General features: G+C 71.2%; 17 protein-coding genes and 6 pseudogenes. 6 read left to right on the top strand and 17 right to left on the bottom strand.

Going from position 1 to position 19,786, the window contains the following annotated elements:
• Positions 1–136 precede the first annotated feature (136 nt).
• The 4 genes and pseudogenes from tpg to ACF1B9_RS36485 form a co-directional block, all read right to left on the bottom strand.
• A complete protein-coding gene (gene tpg / locus ACF1B9_RS36500; protein WP_391746750.1) occupies positions 137–691 on the bottom strand; it encodes a telomere-protecting terminal protein Tpg in 555 nt (184 codons plus the stop codon).
• A gap of 3 nt (positions 692–694) precedes the next feature.
• On the bottom strand, positions 695–994 hold the full coding sequence (locus ACF1B9_RS36495; protein WP_391746751.1) for a hypothetical protein: 300 nt from the start codon (positions 992–994) through the stop codon (positions 695–697).
• 144 nt (positions 995–1,138) lie between these two features.
• A pseudogene (locus ACF1B9_RS36490) lies at positions 1,139–1,630 on the bottom strand (transcriptional regulator); the annotation flags it as partial.
• Positions 1,631–1,940: 310 nt separating this feature from the next.
• Positions 1,941–2,543: a TetR/AcrR family transcriptional regulator gene (locus tag ACF1B9_RS36485; protein WP_391746752.1), complete on the bottom strand. Its 603-nt coding sequence runs from the start codon at positions 2,541–2,543 to the stop codon at positions 1,941–1,943.
• Between the two features lie 72 nt (positions 2,544–2,615).
• Between ACF1B9_RS36485 and ACF1B9_RS36480 the strand changes: the two genes are divergently transcribed.
• The gene (locus tag ACF1B9_RS36480; protein WP_391746753.1) at positions 2,616–3,437 is read left to right on the top strand and encodes a class I SAM-dependent methyltransferase; all 822 of its coding nucleotides are present in this window, start codon (positions 2,616–2,618) and stop codon (positions 3,435–3,437) included.
• 128 nt (positions 3,438–3,565) lie between these two features.
• On the opposite strand, the pseudogene ACF1B9_RS36475 reads toward ACF1B9_RS36480, so the two are convergent.
• The 3 genes and pseudogenes from ACF1B9_RS36475 to ACF1B9_RS36465 all read right to left on the bottom strand — a co-directional run.
• A pseudogene (locus ACF1B9_RS36475) lies at positions 3,566–4,111 on the bottom strand (GNAT family N-acetyltransferase).
• A 72-nt stretch (positions 4,112–4,183) separates the two neighbouring features.
• Positions 4,184–5,074, bottom strand: coding sequence for a condensation domain-containing protein (locus tag ACF1B9_RS36470; protein ID WP_391746754.1), 891 nt, complete (start codon positions 5,072–5,074; stop codon positions 4,184–4,186).
• A pseudogene (locus ACF1B9_RS36465) lies at positions 4,993–5,589 on the bottom strand (condensation domain-containing protein); the annotation flags it as partial. The pseudogene ACF1B9_RS36465 and the gene ACF1B9_RS36470, both read right to left, overlap by 82 nt.
• Before the next feature lie 619 nt (positions 5,590–6,208).
• On the opposite strand from ACF1B9_RS36465, the gene ACF1B9_RS36460 reads away from it, so the two are divergent.
• Complete coding sequence (locus ACF1B9_RS36460; RefSeq protein ID WP_391746755.1) at positions 6,209–6,946, top strand: thioesterase II family protein; 738 nt, start codon at positions 6,209–6,211, stop codon at positions 6,944–6,946.
• 608 nt (positions 6,947–7,554) lie between these two features.
• Here ACF1B9_RS36460 and ACF1B9_RS36455 read toward each other — a convergent pair.
• The 6 genes and pseudogenes from ACF1B9_RS36455 to ACF1B9_RS36430 all read right to left on the bottom strand — a co-directional run.
• Positions 7,555–8,226 (bottom strand): beta-ketoacyl synthase N-terminal-like domain-containing protein, encoded by a 672-nt coding sequence (locus ACF1B9_RS36455; protein WP_391795974.1) that lies wholly within the window; start codon positions 8,224–8,226, stop codon positions 7,555–7,557.
• Between the two features lie 14 nt (positions 8,227–8,240).
• Positions 8,241–9,047 carry a phosphopantetheine-binding protein gene (locus ACF1B9_RS36450; RefSeq protein WP_391746756.1) on the bottom strand — a complete coding sequence of 269 codons (807 nt, stop codon included), beginning with the start codon at positions 9,045–9,047 and terminating at the stop codon, positions 8,241–8,243.
• A gap of 48 nt (positions 9,048–9,095) precedes the next feature.
• A complete protein-coding gene (locus ACF1B9_RS36445) occupies positions 9,096–9,740 on the bottom strand; it encodes a hypothetical protein (RefSeq protein ID WP_391746757.1) in 645 nt (214 codons plus the stop codon).
• The gene (locus ACF1B9_RS36440; RefSeq protein WP_391746758.1) at positions 9,737–9,997 is read right to left on the bottom strand and encodes a TetR family transcriptional regulator; all 261 of its coding nucleotides are present in this window, start codon (positions 9,995–9,997) and stop codon (positions 9,737–9,739) included. Before ACF1B9_RS36440 ends, ACF1B9_RS36445 begins: the two co-directional genes overlap by 4 nt.
• Before the next feature lie 16 nt (positions 9,998–10,013).
• A pseudogene (locus ACF1B9_RS36435) lies at positions 10,014–10,827 on the bottom strand (BTAD domain-containing putative transcriptional regulator).
• 540 nt (positions 10,828–11,367) lie between these two features.
• Positions 11,368–11,976: pseudogene (locus ACF1B9_RS36430) on the bottom strand (carboxyl transferase domain-containing protein); the annotation flags it as partial.
• Between the two features lie 161 nt (positions 11,977–12,137).
• Between ACF1B9_RS36430 and ACF1B9_RS36425 the strand changes: the two are divergent.
• Positions 12,138–12,806 carry a ScbR family autoregulator-binding transcription factor gene (locus ACF1B9_RS36425; RefSeq protein ID WP_391746759.1) on the top strand — a complete coding sequence of 223 codons (669 nt, stop codon included), beginning with the start codon at positions 12,138–12,140 and terminating at the stop codon, positions 12,804–12,806.
• Here the strand turns inward: ACF1B9_RS36425 and ACF1B9_RS36420 are convergent.
• Both ACF1B9_RS36420 and ACF1B9_RS36415 read right to left on the bottom strand, forming a co-directional pair.
• A complete protein-coding gene (locus tag ACF1B9_RS36420) occupies positions 12,803–13,051 on the bottom strand; it encodes a hypothetical protein (RefSeq protein ID WP_391795975.1) in 249 nt (82 codons plus the stop codon). The two genes, ACF1B9_RS36425 and ACF1B9_RS36420, sit on opposite strands and share 4 nt — an antisense overlap.
• A gap of 238 nt (positions 13,052–13,289) precedes the next feature.
• Positions 13,290–14,282 (bottom strand): FAD-dependent monooxygenase, encoded by a 993-nt coding sequence (locus tag ACF1B9_RS36415; protein WP_391746760.1) that lies wholly within the window; start codon positions 14,280–14,282, stop codon positions 13,290–13,292.
• Between the two features lie 1,091 nt (positions 14,283–15,373).
• Between ACF1B9_RS36415 and ACF1B9_RS36410 the strand changes: the two genes are divergently transcribed.
• The gene (locus ACF1B9_RS36410; protein ID WP_391746761.1) at positions 15,374–16,012 is read left to right on the top strand and encodes a hypothetical protein; all 639 of its coding nucleotides are present in this window, start codon (positions 15,374–15,376) and stop codon (positions 16,010–16,012) included.
• 1,248 nt (positions 16,013–17,260) lie between these two features.
• On the opposite strand, the gene ACF1B9_RS36405 is transcribed toward ACF1B9_RS36410, so the two are convergent.
• Positions 17,261–17,491 (bottom strand): hypothetical protein, encoded by a 231-nt coding sequence (locus ACF1B9_RS36405; RefSeq protein WP_391746762.1) that lies wholly within the window; start codon positions 17,489–17,491, stop codon positions 17,261–17,263.
• 198 nt (positions 17,492–17,689) lie between these two features.
• Between ACF1B9_RS36405 and ACF1B9_RS36400 the strand changes: the two genes are divergently transcribed.
• Positions 17,690–17,821, top strand: a complete 132-nt coding sequence (locus ACF1B9_RS36400) for a hypothetical protein (protein ID WP_391746763.1) — start codon at positions 17,690–17,692, stop codon at positions 17,819–17,821.
• A 218-nt stretch (positions 17,822–18,039) separates the two neighbouring features.
• Positions 18,040–19,170, top strand: coding sequence for a CapA family protein (locus ACF1B9_RS36395; protein WP_391746764.1), 1,131 nt, complete (start codon positions 18,040–18,042; stop codon positions 19,168–19,170).
• 239 nt (positions 19,171–19,409) lie between these two features.
• Here the strand turns inward: ACF1B9_RS36395 and ACF1B9_RS36390 are convergent.
• Positions 19,410–19,647, bottom strand: a pseudogene (locus ACF1B9_RS36390) (restriction endonuclease); the annotation flags it as partial.
• Positions 19,648–19,786: the final 139 nt, after the last annotated feature.

Genomic DNA, 19,786 nt, shown 5'->3' with positions numbered 1-19,786 from the left:
CTCGGGCAGTTCGCGAGGCGCGTGCGCACTCCAGCGGGGCCCGAATATCGATGAGTCCGGACAGCACCACTGCCTCCCGTACTCGTCGATACCAGGATGGGGCCGTCGAAGGCGCCTCCCGAAAGGGGCTCCGAATTCAGTAGTCGAGATCCAGGTAGTCGATGTCGTTGATGGCGACGTCTGAGATTCCCATGGCGCGGCCGCCGCCGTCCTGGAAGTACACGTCCTTGAATCCTTCGGCGATGATTTCGCGCATCTGCTGGTCGTTGGCCCCGGCGTCACGGGCGTCGAACAGGCGCTGCGCGTACGTCGCGGGGAGGCGGACAGTGAGGCGGCGGAAGCGGCCGTCGTCGGTGGTGCCGATCGGCGCGGTGTAGCCGAAGCGGGCCCGCGTCTCCACGGTGATCCCGGTGGCGGTGGCCTGCTTCCGCCGGCGCTTGCGGACCTGGGGCTGCCAGCGGGACCGGACGGCGTTGTCGATCTTCGCGGCGATGTCCTTGGGCGGGTGCTTGCGCTCGCCCTTGCGGTAGCGCTCCACCGACCGCTGGTTCACCCCCAGCTCGGCAGCCACGGCGCGCGTCGTCTTCAGCTGCTTCATCAGGAAGTTGATGCGGCCCTGGAGGGTCTTGGGCGGCTCCCGGGTGAACGCCTCCCGGTCGGCACGCTCGATCGCGTCCTCGATCTCCCCCACCGGTCAGCTCCCGTCCGTAAGCGCGCCGTGGCCGTAGCGGTGGCGGATCAGGTGGGCGTCGACGGCGGGGGCGAGGTCCACGACCAGGCGCTCGCCCACGCCGGAGGCCGTGGTGGCGTCGGGCGTGAGGTAGCCAAGGCTGCGCAGCTCGCCGACCGCCTTGCGGAAGGCGTCGCGGCCCTCGGCGGCCAGGCGCTCGTCACGGGTGAGAGAAACCAGCTGGCTGACCGTGGGCTCCTGTCCGGGGTTGTAGCCGGTGGCGAGTTCGGCCAGCACGCCGCGAGCTCGCCAGGTCAGACGCATGTCCCGCATCGCCCGAACAAGGCCGGGTCGTGGACAGGCGAGGCGGAGGGAGCGGGCCACTCCGGGAAGGCCGTGGGGTCGGTGGTGTTCATCGGGTACGACTCCTTCGGTGATATCTCCAGTGAGGGCGCGCCGGAGTACGGCCTACTCGCCCTCTTCGAGGACGGCGTCGCCGCCCTTGATGTGGCGAGCGGGGTTGAGGCCCTTCTCCATCAGGTCGACCGCCCACGCCACCTCCTGGACGCCCTCCAGCTTCGCCAGGCCCGGGGTGGGGCCGAGGCGGAAGCCGCCCGGCTGCGGCTTGCCGGAGGCGGCGTACGGCAGGAAGTCCATCGGCGAGGCCCCGGGTGAGGGGTAGACGACGCAGTCGGACAGCACGGCCAGCGGGTACAGGCCCGTCATCTTGGCCATGTTGCTGAGTTTGCGGTGCATGTTGACCCGGGCCTTGCTGATGACGGCGGCCCGGATGTCCGGGCGCCAGGTCGGCCGCTGAAGGGCCGGCCACGTCTCGCCGTCGCGGTACTGCTTGCCCTGCGGGCCCTCGCGGAGCTTGCCGATGCCGCCCTTGACGGTGCCCTTGATGGCGGCGAGCACGGCCGCCAGGGCCGGGTCGACCTGCTTGTGCTGTTCCATCGCACGCGATCTCCACAAGCCCGCGCACCGCCAGCGCGCCGCGCCGCTGGACCAGCACACCGCCCTGCGCGGGCCCGGCACCGGCCGGGACCTGCACGAGCGGCGCCACTCGGGGCTGACGCATCTGGGCGAGCAGGGCGCGTCCGAGCTGATGCCGATGGCCAGGTCCCGGCACAAGAAGGCGGGGAAGGTCCGCCGCTGCCCCAAGCCCTCCCCCGAGGCGATCGCCGGGCTCATCAGCCTGCTCGCGCCCGGCGACGGCCGACGCCGAGGCCCCTTTTCGGCGCGGGCCGTTGCGGGCCGCAAGCCAGGTTCAGCGTGGCCGCCGTTGCACGACGCCGGCGAGCACCGCGGTCACCAGCTTGCTGACGGTTGCCGTGGTCGGCGGGTCGGGGGCGCGGTCCGCGAACAGGAGATGCCCGCCTCCGACCAAGGAGAGGGTGAGTGAGTCGATGTCGGCGTCGGCCGAGATGCGGCCCATTGCGCGCTCGTCGGCCAGGTAGGCGGAGACCGCGGTCGCGACCTGGGCGAGGATCGCGATACCGCCCCCGGGCCTGGCTTGCCGCAGCCGCGCGCGCAAATCGTCCCGGAAGGTGATGAGCGGGACGATCGCCACGGGAACCGGTCCGAACAGGGCGATCAGCGCGCCGGTGAGGTTATCGGCCACGGTGCCGGTGCCGACGGTCTCGCGCAGCGCCTGCGCTTGCGTCTCGAGCCGTGCGGCCCGGTCGAGCACGAGTTCGGTGAGGAAAGCATCGAAGTCGGTGAAGTGTCGGTGCAGGACGCCTTTGGCGCAGGCCGCCTCGTCGGTGACGGCCCGGCTGGTCAGCCCGTTCGGGCCATCCCGCAGCAGCACGCGTTCGGCGGCGTCGAACAACTGCTGCCGCGCGTCGCGAAGATGTACCCCGGTCGGCACCTGCAGATCCTCTCGTGCGCCAGGCTCCTGGCATCCGTTGGCATGTGGGCGCTTGCCCACTAAAGTGAACGCATGCCCACTCTACCGCGAGAGCAACCAGAGCCGGCGCAACTGCATCAGGCTCGGCAGATGGCCGAGTCTTTCGGCACGGATGCGCAACGCTACGACCAGGCCCGACCGGGCTACCCCGATGGCCTGGTGGCGCGTATCGTCGCCGGGAGCCCGGGGCCTGACGTGCTCGACGTCGGCTGCGGCACGGGCATCGCGGCCCGGCAATTCCAGGCCGCCGGTTGCGTCGTGCTCGGTGTCGAGCCGGATGCGCGGATGGCCGACTTCGCGCAAGCCCTCGGCCTGCAGGCCGAGGTGGCAACCTTCGAAGCCTGGGAGCCGGCCGGCCGAGTGTTCGACGCATTGATCGCCGCCCAGTCGTGGCACTGGGTGGACCCGGTCGCCGGCGCCGTGAAGGCGGCCCAGGTGCTGCGTCCGAACGGGCGCCTGGCGATCTTCGGGCATGTATTCGAGCCGCCTGCCGAGGTGGCCGGGCCGTTCGCGGCTGCTCACCGTCGGGTGGCGCCCGACTCCCCGTTCAGCAATCAGCCGGCGCGACGTCCGCTGGACATGTACCAAGCGCGGTACGCGAAGATCGCCGACAAGATCCGCGAGACCGAGCAGTTCAACGACCCGGACCAGTGGCGATTCGACTGGGAGCAGTCCTACACGCGCGACGAATGGCTGGACCTGCTCCCCACTACCGGCGGCCTCACCCGACTTCGTCCCGATCAGCTGGACGAGATACTGGGCGCGGTCGGCCACGCCATCGACGCTCTGGGTGGCCGCTTCACGATGCACTACACCACTCTGGCGACCACCGCCGTACGCGCCGGCACCCCTTGATCCGCTGCCGCACGGTCGCGCGCACCTTACTCATTCTCGGAAACGCCCGGATCACGCAGCGGTCGTCCGAGCCGGGGACGACGTCCGATCGGCGGCCTCGCAGATCCGTCGTGCTGCCGGGCACGAGCTCAAGCGGGCGACGAGACCGAAGTCCACACGCCGAACCACTGCTCGGCGCCGAAGTCCTCGTACCGCTCCACCTCGGTGAACCCCAGCTTTGCCGCGAGGCGCATCGAGCGCTCGTTGGCGGTCTGGGTGCGGAGCACCACCGCCTCGCCGGGAAGCGCTTCGGCGAACCAGTCGAGTGCCGCTGCGCACGCCTCGGTGGCGTACCCGTATCCCCACGCCTGCGGCAGGAACAGTTAGCCGAGTTCGGTCTTCCCGACGTCCGGACGGACGTGCCCCGGACGCTCTGCGTGCGGATCGAGCATGATCGTGCCGATCGCCACCCCGTCGAGCTCGACCACGAAGAAGCCAGGGCGCTTCCCGGGCACCTCGGGCAACGCGCGCTCGAGTTCCTCACGCGGTCGAGGGCCACCGAGGTAGGTGCCCACTTCTGGCGAGGCGTTCAGCTCGATGGCCGCCGCACGGTCCCGGGCTTCGGACTCGCGGAGTACGAGCCGCTCGGTCTTGATCGGGACAGGTGGCCAGGCGAGGGTTCTGGGGTCGGTCATGCCGGCCAACCTAGCCAGCAGGCTCAGAAGCGATCAAGACGCGCGAGCCGATCAACACACCGGTCTACGGCCTCACCGGGCCGGTCGCAGGGTGATGAGCGCGGGTGCGTCATCGGCGTCGGCCGGGTCGTCCACGGGTGTGGTCGGGGCCTCCTCGGCCTCCGGGTCCGCATCGGTGTCCACGTCGGCGTCGGTGTCCGCGTCGGCGTCGGTGTCCGCGTCGGCCAGCAGCTCCAGCACTTCGGCGATGGTGGTGGACTCGCCCGCCACGCGGGGAAGTTCGGCTGGCAGGAATGCGGCGTGCGTCAGGACAGCGCCGGTGCCGGCGAATTGGGTGCGGTCGTAGGAGACGGTCACGACGAGCCGGCCGTCGCCGTCGTGGTGGGCGACGAGCGTGAGCGGGAAGGCCGTTCGAGCACCGAGCGTCTCCGGGGGATCCACGCGGATTCCCTGGGCGGCGAGTTCCCGGGTGAGGCCGTCCGGGCCGCCCGGCCGGCCCTCCAAGGCGACCAGGTTGCCCGCAGCGCCGGGCGCGTCGGCCCGGTCCTCGGTCCAGGTACGGATCTGGCCCGCCGAGACCCATTCGTACGCCGCCATGTCCAGGGCTCGGTCACGCAGCAGGGCGAGCAGCTCCGGCACGCTCGCTCGCGGGTCGACGACGACGGACATCGGCAGCGGGTTGCGCAGGGCGCCGGGCAGGCGCTCCGCTCCCTCGAACAGGATCCCGCGTCCGGACACGGTCACGCTGAAGCCGACCGGCTCCGCGTCGGCGGATCCGGCGGCCCGGTACAGCAGCAGCGCCCAGGCAGCTTGCAGCGCGCCGCTCTCGGTGCTGCCCCAGCCGGCCGCCCAGGCGCCGAGCCGCGCCGTCTGCGCGGCGGTCAGCCGCAGCCGGGTACGCCCGGTCCCGGTCCCGCCGGGGACGGCAGCGAAGGCCGGAGCAGTGGCAGGGGCGGCGGACATGGGCAAGGGGCGAGTGCGTGACGTCGGGCGGTGGTTTCGGCGTCCGTCCAGAATGCGCGTGCGGGCCCGATGTCCTGACGTGCGAGCCACTGCGCGAAGTCGCCCATGTCGGGGCGGCGTTCGCCGCCCGGCAGGGTGCCGCCGGCCAGGTAGGCGCGGACGAACTCCCGCAGCAGCAGGCGCGCGCTCCAGTCGTCGAGCAGTGCGTGGTGGTAGGTGAACGGCACCCGGGTGGGCGGTGCGGTGACCGATACGACGGGGCAGCCGCCCAGCACGGTCACGCGCAGCGGTCCGGGGCGGCGCGGGTCGAGTCCGCGGCGCCGGTCGTACTCGGCCACTGCTGCCCAGTCCTCGGCGCTGTGCGACAGCCGTACCACCTCTGCCCTGCCCCGGTCGTGCACCACGATCCGCGGCTCGGGGCCGTCGGCGAAGGCGGAGCGCAGCACGCTCTCCCGGTCGATGAGGGACTGCCAGGCGGCGGTGAAGCGTTCGGGGTCGAGCGGCCCGTGCCAGACCCAGCTGAGCTGTTCGACGTGGCGGCCGGTACCGGGTGGGCGTCGGCGTCGGTGAGCAGCTCGTGCTGGAGCGGGCCGGCCGGGGGGTGGGTACGGAGCGGCCGGCCGGGGGCGGGTCCGTGAGGAGGTCGGCCGGCAGGCCGGCCGGGAACTCCCCGGGGGCGCCCGTGGTGAGTCTCAGGGCGTGCAGGCCGGGTCCGTGGGGCCGGAGCCGGTGCTGCCAGGCCGGGCCCTCCGGCCGGCGGGCGGGCGGCGATCCGGTCCAGCGCTGCTTCGAGGCGCCGGGCGTCCAGGGGCCCCGGAGCTCCAGGAACGGCGGAGCTTCATGGGGGGGTTCTCCGGGGTCGACGACGATGGTCTCGAGGGGTTCCAGAGCACGGTGGCCTTCGCCGGTCGGCTCAGCACGTCGGTCCCGTTGCTGCCGCCCTCCTCCATGCGCTTCTTCGCGAGACCGGACATGTACTGGTCCAGCTCGATCAGGGCGCGCATGAACCGGGCCTGCTCCGCACACTCGAGAACGTGCGCACACACGCTCGAACCGGACTCGGAGAAATGATCACGGGCCTGCGGACCCGCTATCGTCCGGTGTTCGGACCGGAGACCGTGGGACGGAGTCAGCATGGAACTGCGCCTGTTCGTGTTCCACCACGCAGGTGGTTCGCATCTGCCCTACCGGGACTGGCCGGGCCGCTTCCCGGCCGGCTGGGACGTGCGGCCTCTCGACGCCCCCGGCCGCGGTCTGCTGATGAACCGCCCCGCCATCGGTGACGCCCTCCAGCTCGTGGATCACTTCCGCACGGAACTGGATGCCGAACTCACCGGCCCCTACGCCCTGTTCGGTCACAGCATGGGCGGCCTCATCGCCTACGAGCTCACCCGCAGGCTCCTGGCCGAGAGCCGCACGCCACCCGTCTGGCTGGGTCTGTCGGCGCGCGGAACGCCCTGCCCGGACGGCGACGGCACCCACCGGCACCTGCTCGACGACGACGGGCTGCGCCGCGAACTGGCCGCGATGGGCGGCACGCCCGCCGCGGTCCTGGAGGACCCCGAGCTGTGGGAGCTGTTCGGCCCGGCCATCCGGGGCGACCTGCGGCTGGTGGAGACCTGGCGCCCGGCCCCCGACCCGGCGCCGCTGCCCGTGCCGCTGTCGGTCTTCGGCGGCACCGCCGACACGGTGGCTCCGCCCGCGCGCCTGGCCGGCTGGGCCGGGCGGTCGGAGCACTTCCTCGGCCTGCATCTGTTCGAGGGCGGGCACTTCTACTTCCAGCCCGACCCCACCGCGCTGACCCGGCAGATCACCGAGGACATCCGGCGTGCGCTCGCACGCGACGGATCCACCCGCGCGGTACCGCGATGACCGTACTCGGCCTCGGTCGACCGGCCACGGACCGGACGGCCCCGGCCGCCGTGGACGGCGAGCGGGCCGAATTCCGGCTGCTGGGACCGGTGGAGATGCGCGACCCGCTGACCAGGGAGAGCAGACCCCGGCTACGCGGCCGAGCCGCTGCGCCGCGCCCTGGCCGTGTGGCGCGGCCCCGCACTCCAGGACAGTGGCCGCGGGCCGATCTGCGCCACCGAGGCCGACCGCCTGGAGGAGAAACGCTCGGCATCGAGCCGGGACCGACGCTGCGCGGCCGGGGGGCGAGCTTCCACCAGGCCCCCGGTCTGTCCGTCCCGGCCCCGCTCCAGCTGTCCGCCCCGCCGGGGACCGTGGCAGCGGCGGAGGCGCTCGGCCTGGCGGCGAGATCGCCCGGCTGCGGCGGCACATCGACGAACTGGGCCGGGAGCAGGAGGCGCTGGCACGGCGCTTCGACGCCCTGAGGTCCCGGCTGCCGGAGACGGGATGGGGCGCCGGCCGGACGACCGGTGCCGAAGGCCGTGCGCGAGGCGTCGCCGTTCCCACGGAGGGAGCGAGAGCCGCGGACGTCCGTCAGCGGCCCCAGCGCAGCAGACCGGTGCCCAGCGTCATTCCGCCGCCGAACCCCGCCGGCAGCACCAGGTCGTGGACGGCTCACCCGCGCGGCAGGCGTCGTCCAGTGCCAGCGGTATCGAGGCGGCCCGTTGTCTCCCGGGTCTCGCGCAGACCCGGTGTGCCGGTCCAGGCACTGGGGCCCGTCGAGAAAGGAACGTACGACGGCGTGCACATGGTCGCCGTCGCAGAGCGCGCGGGCGAGCGGCTTGAGCACCACGGCGCCCACTCCCTCGCAGGCTCGCCCGGTGGGCGGTCAGCCCGAAGAAGTCCGCGTCGAAGTCGGCGGCCCCGTCCAGGAAGTGTCCGCGCTGACCCGTGCCCAGTGGCGGCGCGCCGGGACGACCGAGCGGCGCGGGCGACGAGGTGTCCCGTCCTTCCCGCACGTTCTGCCAGTAGACGCGCAGATCGGGGGCGAGCGGGTATCGGCCGACGATGCCGAAGACGGCGAACCGGTCGTCGGCGTCTTCGGCGCTGTGCGGGACCTTTGACGGTGTCTTCGGTGTGTTCGGGCCGGGGGTCTGTGAAGGGGCCCGGCCCGGTGCCGGTGACAGAACCGGTTGCGGGCCGGGTCCGGGCGCGGCCTCCAGTTCGGCCAGTAGCCGTACGGCCTGTCCGCGCTCCAGGGTTCCGGCCTTGAACCGGGTGAGTATTTCTCGTTCGTCCATTGTCTTCCGCCTGTTCACGCCCGCCTGGGCAGCAGCGTGAGCGCCTCGTCGATGGAGAGCCGGTCGTCGCGTACCGGGTCGAGGAGCGCCTGTACCCCCGGGGGCTCGGGCTCGGCGGTGGCCGTCGCCGGAACCGCTGTCACCGGAGCCTGCACGGCCGCCGGAGCCGTCGGTGCCTTGGTGACGAGGGCGATGTGCGAGGCGACCGCGGCAAGATCGGGGTGGCTGTGGAGCGTGGCCGCCCGCTCGCTCATGCCGAACGTACGGTTGATGACGGCCACGACCTGCGCGCCGATGATGGAGCCCACTCCGAGCAGGTTGAAGGCGGCCGTGGAGTCGATGTCCCAGGGGTCGCAGCACAGGGTGCGGGCCAGTTCCTCGCGCAGGAGGTCGAGGATCTCCCGCGCCCCGAAGCCCAGGGGTGCGGTCGCCGGAACCGGCCCGCCCGGCAAGGGCTCAGGAGCGGATGCGGGCGCGGACGTGAGTGCCGGCGCGGGCGCCGACATCGGCATGGGCGAAACCGCACCCACGACCGGGGCCGTGACCCGGATCTCGGGCCCGGACAGCGGCGGCCCGTCCGCGGCCGTGGAGCGCCGCAGCCCCAGCTCACGCGCCACATGCCGGGCGAAGGTCAGCGGAGTCGGATGGTCGAGCAGCGCGGCGGCCTTGACGGCCGTGCCGTACCGGGCGTTCACCGTGGCGACGAACTCCACGGTCAGCAGCGAGTCGATGCCCAGCGACCGGGAGGTCTGCTCGGGATCGATCTTCTCGGGCTTCAGCCGCAGTACGCCGGCGAGCACCGCGACGAGCCCGGTCACCACGTCGGGGGGGGCGGCACAGTGGCGTCCATCCTGAGGGAGGTCTGACGTTCATGGGGCATGGATGGGCTCCAAAGTGTCCGTCCCGGCTGGCCGACGAGGGAAGTATCGAAGGTGCGTCCGAATGGGGACAATCGCCGCCCGTGCTGAACTGTGCGGCCACGGCCTGGTCCCCAGGAGAGACCGCTGCCCCGCGACTACGTCGTACGAGCGAGCTGTGTCGCCGTACGCGGTGGGCGCGTTGTCAGGCCGCGCGTTCCCCGGCCGGACCCCTGGCGGCGACCGGCGACCGGGTGTTCCCACCACCGGCAGCGACCGGCGGGTGGGTGCTCCGGGCGGCGACCGGCGGGTGGGTGCGATAGTCCGCGATGTCGCCCGCGGTACCAGCGCGGACAGCGGCGGCTTCCACAACGCCGCGACGCGGTCGCTGAGTTGCGGGTAGGGCATACCGGTGCCGGCCAGCACGCCGATACCGCACACCGCCGCGGACAGCAGCGCCTCGGGCCCGTTGCCCGTCTCACGGCCCTGCAACGCGCCCGCCCAGCGGGCCTGGCCGAGGAGCCGCAGCACCTCGGTGATCCAGGTCTGGTGGAAGTCGGTGACGGACGGCTGCCGCCCGGCGCACTCATTGGTGATCCAGAAGCTGGCCCGGATGACCGGGACGTCGTGGAGCGTCCGGGCCAGCCCGTGCGTCATGCCGATGGGCACCTGCACCGGCGGCACGCCCGCCTCCCGGTGCTCCCTGATGAGTCCTGCACCATGGCGCGGCCCCGCTCCTGCACCGCGTCGGCGAGTCCGTCCTTGGAGGCGAAGTGGAAGTACAGCGCCCCCTTCGTCATCCCCGCGGCCCCGGCGATCTGCCCCAGCGTCGCATTGGCATAGCCGTTCCGGTTGAACATCTCCGCGCCCGCGTGGACCAGCCTCTGGCAAGTCCGCCGCGATCTGGCCTGCATCTCGACCGTCCTCCCCTCAGCCGACCCGGCTCAGGCGCTCGCCGCCGCCACCGGCGGCAACCGGGTCGAGGACGGGCTCCGGACCGGACATCAGGATCGAACGCTGCTGCCGCCGCAGTCCGGCGGACGGCTCGAACCCCAACTCCCGTACCAGAACGGCGCGCAGTCGCTGATAGACGTCGAGTGCCTCGCTGCGGCGCCCCGAGCGGTGCAGCGCCAGCATGAACTGGCCGTGCAGATTCTCATGGGTGCGATAGCGGCTGACCAGCACGGTCAGCCCTGCCAGCAGCTCGCGGTGCCGGCCCAGCCTCAGATCGGCCTCGATGCGCTGGTCGAGCGCGCAGACCCGGGTCTCCATCTCCAACTGCGTTCCGGCCTGGACGTCGGCGAGTGCGGCGCCGGTCCACAGCGAGAGCGCGTCGCCCAACTGCTGGGCCGCGCCCGAAAAGTCACCAGCGTCCATCGCCCGGTACCGCAGCCCTGCCAGCCGCGCGAACTCGCGCACATCGCTGGTGCAGCCGTCGGTGTTGAGCAGGTAGCCGCCCGGCGTGGTGACGAGCACGTCCTTGGCGGAGCGCGGCCCGGCCCCCTCCGGATCCCGCCGAAGAGCGGTGGCGATCAGGCCCCGCAGCTGCAGTACGTAGGTCTGCAGCGTGGTGCGTGCGCGGCGGCCGGTCGCCCCAGAGTTCCTCGATCAGTGTGGCCGCGGGCACGACCTGGTCGGCGTGCAGCGCCGGCAGGGCCAGGACCTGTCGCGGCTTCGGCGCCGTCGGCGTCACCGAGAGCCCGTTCTCGCGGACGGCCAACGCGCCCAGTAGATCGATATACACGCCGCTTCCCCTATCCGTGCATGAATGGTGAGCCACTCCGAAGTACCCGGAGTAAAAAAAGGACAACGGTTTGCCAATATCAAACCGTCCGTACCGTTTTATTTGACCTCGATCGGGCGCCTTCGACGCCGTTCGGCCTGGGTGCCTCACGGATCGCACAGAACAGAACGCCCTCCGCGCCCCCGGGGGCGCGGAGGGGGCTTCGGCAGGGCCGCTCCCTGCCGAACCCTCAAAACAGCATGATCAGTCTGTTGCTCGTGCCGACGGCATCACGGTGCGCCGGAGGCCGCCGGCCGGGGACGAACTGACCGGCACCGGATCCCGTCGGCTCGCCAGCCTCGGCAGCATCAGGTCCCAGCATCCGGCGATCGTCTCCTCGGACAGCCATCCCTTGTCCTCGCTGCCGAGCACCTCAAGGCCCACGGTCACCGCCACGATGGCGGGCGAGGCGTCGTGCGGGGACACCCCTTCGGCCAGTCCGCCTTCCGCCTCGGCGCGCCGCAGCATGTCCTCGATCCACCGCCGCCACTCCCGCCGGAGCCGGGGCTCCGCCCCCTGCTCGCGGGACGGCAGGTCGGCATGCTTGGAGCGGAGCGTGGCGAGCGAGGTGATCAGCACCTCTCGCGTCCCGGCGGGGTCGATGACGTCGTCGACCAGGCCGCGCCCGGCGGCTTAGCACGGGTGCATCAGTCCGGCCTTGTACTCCTTGACCATGCGCTTGCGCATGACTTCCGGGTCCTCGGCGCCGGCGATCTGCCGACGGAAGAGCGTCGGCGGCGCCCTCGGCGCCCATCACCGCGATCTCGTCGGCCGGCCAGGCGCAGGCCAGGTCCGCACCGATGGACCGGCTGTCCATCACGATGTACGCACCGCCGTACGCCTTGCGCAGGATCAACGAGACCCTCGGCACCGTCGCATTGCGGTACGCGTACAGCAGCTTCACACCGTGCCGAATGATCCCGCCGTGCTCCTGGTCCACACCCGGTAAGAACCCGGGTACGTCGAGAAGAGTCACGACCGGCAGATTGAACGCGTCACACTTCTGGACGAAGCGAACGGCCTCCTCGGAGGCCTTGATGTCCAGGACGCCGGCGAGGGTCTGCGGCTGGCGACGATGCCGACGACCCGGCCGTCGAGCCGGGCCGGCGCGCCGCCGCGCCGCGGTTCGCGGTGTCCCCGGCCCCGTCGTGCGGATCGATCATGTCGCACTCCCCTTCGCTGTGAGCGCCGATCGCTGTAAGATACAAACCAGCCGGTTTTTTTTCAGCGTTCTTTGATACATCAACCATGCAGGTGTGAAGGAGGCGAGAGTGGCGAGGCAGGATCGAGCCATCCGTACACGTCAGACGATCCTGTCGGCAGCGGCCAGGGTGTTCGAGAAGCACGGTTACCAGGCAGCCACGATCATCGAGATACTCGCCGAGGCAGGAGTCACCAAGGGGGCCTTGTACTTCCACTTCCAGTCCAAGCAAGAGCTGGCCCGGGGTGTGCTCAGCGGGCAGGACCAGCGCCTGGCCCTGCTCGGCCGTGTCTGCAAGACGCAGGAGATCGTGGACGTCATCATGCTGCACGCCCACCGGCTGCAGACGGACCACATGGTCCGCGCCGGCGTACGGCTGTCCCTGGACCAGCAGGCGCACGACCTCGACCGCAGCGGCCCCTTCCTGAACTGGGGCGAGGTCCTGACAGGGCTCCTGGAGAAGGCGCAGGCCCAGGGAGAGCTCCTCCCCCACGTCGTGCCCCGGGAGACCTCCGACGTCCTGGTGGGCTGTTTCGCCGGTGTCCAGGCGATGTCGCAGGCGCTCAGCGGCTACCAGGACCTGGCCGAGCGGGTCTGCTCCCTGCTGCGTCATCTGCTGCCCAACGTGGCGCTCGCGCCCGTCCTCGCCTCGGTGGACCTCTCGCTCACACGAGGGGCGGCGGTCTTCACCGAGCTGAACGAGGCGCACGACGAGAAGGCCGCCGTCCCGGTCGGTTAGGCCGGCACCCTTTCCGGGCCGGAGGCCGCCACCGGCCCCGGGCCCGCGCCCGTCCCGAAGAACGCCGCCAGCGCGCCGGCCAGTGGTCCGCCACCGCCCGACGCCCAGGCGACGTATCCCCCGGGGCGCACGAGCAGCGCCGAACACGGCACGGCGCGTGTCGGCAGGCAACGGACCACACGCAGGGACCGCACCCAGGCCCGTGCCGTGTCCGCGTAGCGCCCGGCCCCGTCGCCGAAGAGCAGCAGGAGCGGTTCACCCGCCCTCCCCCAGCAGTCCGATCACGTCCGACGGCCCCTTGGCGGTGGTCAGCTCGATGTTGTGCAAAAGGTTCCTTCCCGGGGGGGGACCGGCGGCCCGGGCCCGCCGGGAGGACGGTGTCCTGGGCACTGATCATCCCGCTGCGGAAGTCATTGCCGCCGCCCGACTCCACAAGCCCGGTGAGCAGCGTCCGCAGGGAGCCGAGTTCGGTGCCGGGGCGCGTCAGCGCGACCTGGGCACGGGTGTTGCCGATGACCCGCTGGGCAGCGGGCCGCCGTTCCGGCCCGTAGGTGTCGAGCAGTTGGCCGGCCGCGGCCCCCGCACCACGAGGGCAAGTTTCCAGCTCAGGTTGAGGGCATCCAGCACGCCGGTGCTCAGCCCCTGCCCGCCGATCGGGGAATGTACGTGCGCGGCGTTCCCGGCCAGGAAGAAGCGTCCGGCGCGGTACGTCCGGGCGAGCCTGGTGAAATCGCTGAACCGGCTGAGCCAGCAGGGGCCGGCCATCGTGATGCCGCGTCCGGCGATCCGCGACACTTCCCTGCTCAACTCGTCCGGGGTGAGCGGCAGATGCCGGCTGGAAGAAGCATCTCCGCAAGCGAGCGTGTGGATGAGAGTACGGCCGTCGGAGCCGCCCTTGGCGATGAGCCAGCCCTTGGGCGTACGGTGCCGGCCCACCGGGACGGCCTGATCGTCCGGGATGCGGACCAGGCCCGTCATCGCGGACATGGTCGGTGAGCTGACGCCGAAGGCGATCCCCGCCATCTCGCAGACCGTGCTGCGGGCCCCGTCCGCCCCCACCACGTACGCGACGGTGAACATCCGGCGTCCCTGCGGGCTCCGCGCGCTGCCCCGTACCCCGTTGCGGCCCTGCGCCATGTCCGTCACCCGGTGTTCGCGCAGCACCCGCGCGCCGTTGGACCGCGCCCGGCAGTCAAAGAGCCGTTCGAGTTCGACCTGGGGAAACTTCAGGATCGGGTCGGGCTCCGTCTCCGGGGCGCTGATGGACAGGCCCAAAATGCCCGCGGAGCGGAAAAGCATGGTGGCCGTCCGCCCGGCGGGCCGGGACGGCGGCGCCAGCAAGCAGCCACACCGCGCCAGGCACTGCACCGCCCGGGCGTGGAACGTGGTGGCCTTGGATCTTTCGGAGGTGGCGGCCCCGGACTCAAGGACCACCATGTCCACACCCTGCGCGGCCACCTCCGCCGCGACCAGCATGCCGACCGGGCCTCCCCGACCACCATCACCTGCGCATGCATCCGGCCAGTCATCCCGGGCCTCCCCCTCTCATTCCGCCCGGAGAGTCCCCACGCCCCTGGTCATCAACGGACCACACACAGAAATACCGGAGAGGACCTCGACCCGTTCAGACACCCGGGTCCAGAAGAAATATACCGGTTGGACGGTTCTTTGTACTGTCGCCCCCTCGACCTGCCCTCTCATCCTCGGGGTAAAAACCTCATCGGCGGCAGTCAGGGCGGTGAGGTGATGGCCGGGGCTGGTCCGCGTCGAGGCGCGGGGCGGCCGGGTTTGCGGGCCCGGCGTTGTGGCCTCTGGCCCCGGGCGGCTCACCTCGTCGGGGAAAACGGACCGCTGTGTTGCTTTCGTCTGCGCTCGGGGCGTCTCCCGAATCGGGGGTATGTCCCGTTCCTTTTTCCCGTGTGCCGCCCCTGACCGCCACCCGCCTCGGCACCACCCGCCTCGGCACCACCCGCCTCGGCACCACCTGCCTCGGACCACCTGCCTCGGCGCTGCCCGCCCCGGGGCCCGGGACGGGCAGCGCGCTCGCCGCAGCGGGAGAGTCACACCCATGTCCTCCACTGCCGGAGAAAAGGGGGGCCCGCCGCGATCGAGCAGACCGTCCGCCAGGCAATCACCGATGACCACATCAGCCCCGAGCGCGGCGCTGCGACAGAGACCGGCCTGCTCCTGACACTCACCGGCGAGGCCCCGCTCACCGAACTGGGCGTGACCGCCCACACGCCCCCTCGAAACCCACGACGGACCACATGTCAAGTAGCGACTTGCCGACACTTTCCGGCACCCCACCACCACCGCGGGTGAGTAGACGTCAGAAGATCACCTGCAAGGACTAACTGCCTTTCAACTCCCCAGAAAAACAATCACTTTGACGGACACCCAACTCCCGCCGGAGCGTCGCGAAGGAGCCCCGCATACCCGATCGGCCCACCAAAACCAGGGGTCCCGATTTGCTCGATATGACAGCAATAGGGGCTGTTAGTACGTTCAATCACGCACCGGCTGTCACAGCGGGACTGTCTCTGAGTCCGAGAAGGAGAACAAGCGACATGATCATGACCCGTTCCCACGCGATCGCCACGGCCGTCGCGGCCGCCGCGGCACTGACCGCGACCGGCATCACCTACGCCTCCGCCGTCCCCGCCCCCCAGGCCCAGCTGGCCCCGGCCGCCGTCCCCGCCCAGGCCCCCATGGGCGGGGAAGGCGGCAACACCGGCAAGGGCAACGAAGGCAAGGGCAACGAAGGCAACGAGCGCCGCGGCAACGAGCGCGGCGGCAACGAGCGCGGTGGCAAGCGCCACCACGAGGAGGGCCGGATCCACATCAACGAGCGCGAATACTCCGGCCGCCCCGACGGCTGCATCACCGTCGTCAGCGGCCTGGGCGCCAAGAGCTTCAACATCCGCAACGACAGCCGCAACGAAGTCGAGGTCTTCCGCGGAGCCGTGTGCGACAACGGCGCCCCCATCGCCACCGTCGGCCGCTTCAGCTCCGCCAACAACATCCGCCCCGGCAAGGACGAGGACGAGGACTTCGACAAGGGCGAGCACCACGACAACAAGCACCACGAGAAGATGGACGACGGCGTCAAGGTCAAGCACGGAGTCGTCGCCAGCTTCCGCGTCATCAAGCGCCACCACGGCGAATTCGGCGAGGGCGGCGAATTCGGCGAAGGCGGCGACTACTAAAACCCAACCGCCCCACACACACCGGCAGAACCCCGGCCCGCCGTAATCGGGCCGGGACCCCGGTCAAACACCACACAGAATCCCGGCCCGCCGTAACCGGGCCGGGATTCCCGTCCAACACCTCAACAATATCCCCTCCCACAACATCCAGCCCAACACCACAAAAACACACAACACCCAACCACCAAGAACCCCACACAACCACACAAGCCCAACAAACCCGCACCCACCACCCCCGACAACACCGCAGCCGACGAATCAACCACCCACGCGGCCATGACCTCACTCGAACAGCAGCGGGCCACGCCCGAGATCGGCCCCCTACGCGAAGACCGGCGCCCAGCGCCACCGGCCTTCCCAGAGACCCGATCGGTCGGAGGTGCCGTAGGGATCACCACGGCACCGACCGGGCCACACACGTCCTGCCCTGGCAGACACCGTCCGCCGGGCCCGTCAGAGATCCAGAACCTCTATTTGCTGTCGAATTAGAGGTGTCGCCGCCAGAGCGGTGCTGACCCAGGGGTGTGACCTGCGTGAACACCGCCGCCCGCTCCGGACCCCGGCAACCTGTTGGGCGCCTCGTTGCGAAACCGCCACGCGACTCGTCAGCACCGCCGTTGCGCAACCCGTTGCACGCCCCCGGCCGGACAGCAGCCCTGCCCGGCACACCGAAAGGGACGAAGACCTGCGGATGTCCGGGGCCATGGCCAGGTCGAGACGGGCCGGCGCCCGCTGACTCAATCACTGACCCGCCGCGCCCCAGCTGCCGATGAACTCGTCCAGGGCGCGGTGTTGCTGTTCCTCCTGGGCGACCTGCTGGGCGAGCACAGTGCGGTCGATGTACGGGTCGACTGCGGCCAGGACCAGGCACCGAAGTTCGGCCGGCTCGATATCGGTAGGTCCGGCTGTGGGAACTTGCGGAGTTTCCCGGACCTCGCCGCCGCGCGTCCGCCTCGGTCAGCGCGGCTGGCGCAGTCCTGCGATGAGGAGTGCGACCAGTTGGCGTGCGTCGTAGCGGGGGTCGCTGTCGGCAAGGCCGGGTTTGCGACGACGCCGCCCCGTGCACGCACCTGGGGCCGCCGTGGCCACACTCCTGTCGTCAGGGTCGCTGGTGGCCCGGACCGCGACGTCCGTCACAGACCTGCTGCACTACCTGGTTGAACTTTCCGCTTTGGACGGCGAACCGGCCAACCGCGCGCGCAGTGCCGCCAGCTCATCGCGGAGCACGCCTCGGGATGATTCGAGGAACTATGCGCTGCGCCGCGTACCCGAGGCCCGTGGTCGCACCCGGGTACGCGGCAGTTCATACGTCCGGGACGAGCGCGGCTCCAGGCGGTCCAGGCGTTCGTAGAGGGCGCGAACGAGGCGGAGGCGGTTCTGGACGCAGCGCACGGTGCCCTCCAGCGTCGCGGACGGCCGGCCTCCGCCCCCGCGCAGGACGATGTCGGCGAGCGCCCGGCGCCCGCTGTTCTTCGGCAAGTGGTCGGAGCGGCGTCGTACGTCGGCGGGGCCGCGCGGACGTGGCCGGTCAGCTGGAGGGCGATCTGCTCGTAGTCGCGGGGGTTCGAGGTGCGGGTCCGTCCATGGTTCGTCGTGCCAACGCCGTAGAGGCGGTAGCCGTCGTGGGGGGTCACCAGCCCTTCGGCAGCGACTCACGTAGGGCACCGCACGCCGCGGATGGAGGCCCCCTGGCCCAGGCCTCAGCTCGCCCGCGGCCTGGGCGTCACACCGGGCGAGGTGACCGCCGCATACACGCCGGAGCTGCGGGCCGCCGCCATCGACGAACTCAACCACACCCTTCGCCTCTGAGGAGCGGCGTCGATGTCGGCGCATTTCCGGGAGCCGGCTGCGGGCACAGGCCGAAACCGAGGGGCTCGCCATCGGATGCTTCGGCGCCGGTACAGGAGCTGCCGCCGCGAAGCCGGTTCACCGGCCACATGGCTCCTGCGCACCGCACACACAGCCGCATGGCGCCCCCGTCGCGCAGATCCTTCGCGCATCGCCCGCGACGGCTTTAGCGTGGGAGGATGCACGAGGGTGTGGTCACCCTGTTCCTCGGCGGGGATGTGATGCTCGGCCGGGGCGTCGATCAGATCCTCCCGCACCCCGGTGACCCGGCGCTGCGGGAGGCGTACATCCGCGACGCCCGTGCCTACGTGGACCTGGCGGAGGCGGCAAGCGGGCCGATCCCCCGGCCGGTCGGCTTCCGCTGGCCGTGGGGCGAGGCGCTGCTGGTCCTGGATGACGCCGCGCCGGACGTGCGGGTGGTCAATCTGGAGACAGCCGTCACCGGTGACGGGGACTTCGCACCCGGCAAGGGCGTCCACTACCGGATGAGTCCGGCCAACCTGCCGTGCCTGGCCGCGGCCCGGCCGGACGTCTGCGCGCTGGCCAACAACCATGTGCTCGACTTCGGCCCGCGCGGCCTCCACGAGACGCTCGACGCCCTGGCGGATGCCGGGCTGCGGACGGCGGGGGCGGGCCGCGACGAGGTGCGGGCGAGACAGCCGGCGATCGTGCCCCTGGGCGCCGGCGGGCGGGTGCTGGTCTTCTCCTTCGGGATGCCGTCCAGCGGGATTCCGAAGGACTGGGCCGCCACTGCGCAGCGGGGCGGTGTCGACGTGCTCGCGGAGCCTTCGGCGGCTGCCGCGTCCGCGTTCGCCGACCGTCTTCGGCAGGTCAGGCGGCCGGGGGACATCGCGGTCGCCTCGGTCCACTGGGGCCCCAACTGGGGCTACGACGTCTCCCGCTCCGAGGTCCGCTTCGCCCACGCGCTCCTCGACGCAGGCGTGGACGTCGTGCACGGACATTCCTCGCACCACCCGCGCCCGCTGGAGGTGTACCGGGACAGGTTCATCCTGTACGGCTGCGGCGACCTCGTCGACGACTATGAAGGCATCGGCGGCTACGAGAGCTACCGGGACGACCTGCGGGTGCTGTACCTGGTCTCGGTGGAGGCGGACACCGGCCGACTGGTTGACGCGCGGATGGTGCCCCTGCAGGCACGCAGGATGCGGCTGGAACACGCCTCACCCGAGGACACCGAATGGCTGCGCGCCGTCCTCGACAAGCACAGCCGGGAGTTCGGCACTCGCGTCGACGGCGGGCCCGGCGGCACGCTCACGCTGCGGCCCCTGCGCGCCGGGCAGCACACATGACGTGGACCTCAGGTGGGGACCACTCTGCACGTATGCGACGCATACGACGCGCCTATGGCCGGTGGCAGAGCACCGGGAGGTCTTGAAATGGGGAAGCCGGGAGATCCGTCGCGGGGCACGGTTCGCTGGTGGTCGACCACATTCGCGCCGGCTGATCTCGGCCGGCCCGTTCGGTCTACAGGAGGATCACGATGAGCGTTCGTGTCGCAGCCGGTTCTGCTCACAGGGCACTGGCCGAGCGTGGCCTCCAGCCGATCCAGCCGTTCGTAGAGGGCGCGGACGAGGCGGGTGCGGTTCTGGGCGCAGCGCACCGTGCCTTCCAGCGTCGCGGACGGCCGGCCTTCCGCCCCCGCGCAGGACGATGTCGGCGAGCGCCCAGGGCCCGCTGTTCTCCGGCAGCTGGTTCGCGCGGCGCTGGTCGGAGGCGATCGCGCGGGCGTGGCCGGTCAGCTGGGGGGCGATCCGCTCGTAGTCGCGTTCGGGTCTGTACAGCGAACGGCTCTGGCTCACATTCGGTGGTAACGCAGCGTGCCGCTATCCGAGGAGGATGCGGTGGCGAAGAAGGGTGAAGCCTGCTCGTCCATGCATCTGGCGCGCGATCCGCTTGGTCTTGGTG

Source organism: Streptomyces sp. NPDC014727 (assembly GCF_043083485.1).
GTDB lineage: Bacteria > Actinomycetota > Actinomycetes > Streptomycetales > Streptomycetaceae > Streptomyces.
This window is presented reverse-complemented; position numbering and strand designations above follow the sequence as displayed.

What these genes read in the sequence shown, in the direction of transcription:
- ACF1B9_RS36395 (WP_391746764.1), top strand. Translation starts at nt 18,040, where the DNA reads ATGCACGAGGGTGTGGTCACCCTGTTCCTCGGCGGGGATGTGATGCTC.
- ACF1B9_RS36455 (WP_391795974.1), bottom strand. Translation starts at nt 8,226, where the DNA reads ATGGACGAACGAGAAATACTCACCCGGTTCAAGGCCGGAACCCTGGAG.
- ACF1B9_RS36445 (WP_391746757.1), bottom strand. Translation starts at nt 9,740, where the DNA reads ATGACGCACGGGCTGGCCCGGACGCTCCACGACGTCCCGGTCATCCGG.
- ACF1B9_RS36410 (WP_391746761.1), top strand. Translation starts at nt 15,374, where the DNA reads ATGATCATGACCCGTTCCCACGCGATCGCCACGGCCGTCGCGGCCGCC.
- ACF1B9_RS36400 (WP_391746763.1), top strand. Translation starts at nt 17,690, where the DNA reads ATGGAGGCCCCCTGGCCCAGGCCTCAGCTCGCCCGCGGCCTGGGCGTC.
- ACF1B9_RS36480 (WP_391746753.1), top strand. Translation starts at nt 2,616, where the DNA reads ATGCCCACTCTACCGCGAGAGCAACCAGAGCCGGCGCAACTGCATCAG.
- ACF1B9_RS36495 (WP_391746751.1), bottom strand. Translation starts at nt 994, where the DNA reads ATGCGTCTGACCTGGCGAGCTCGCGGCGTGCTGGCCGAACTCGCCACC.
- ACF1B9_RS36470 (WP_391746754.1), bottom strand. Translation starts at nt 5,074, where the DNA reads ATGTCCGCCGCCCCTGCCACTGCTCCGGCCTTCGCTGCCGTCCCCGGC.
- ACF1B9_RS36440 (WP_391746758.1), bottom strand. Translation starts at nt 9,997, where the DNA reads ATGCAGGCCAGATCGCGGCGGACTTGCCAGAGGCTGGTCCACGCGGGC.
- ACF1B9_RS36415 (WP_391746760.1), bottom strand. Translation starts at nt 14,282, where the DNA reads ATGCTGGTCGCGGCGGAGGTGGCCGCGCAGGGTGTGGACATGGTGGTC.
- ACF1B9_RS36460 (WP_391746755.1), top strand. Translation starts at nt 6,209, where the DNA reads ATGGAACTGCGCCTGTTCGTGTTCCACCACGCAGGTGGTTCGCATCTG.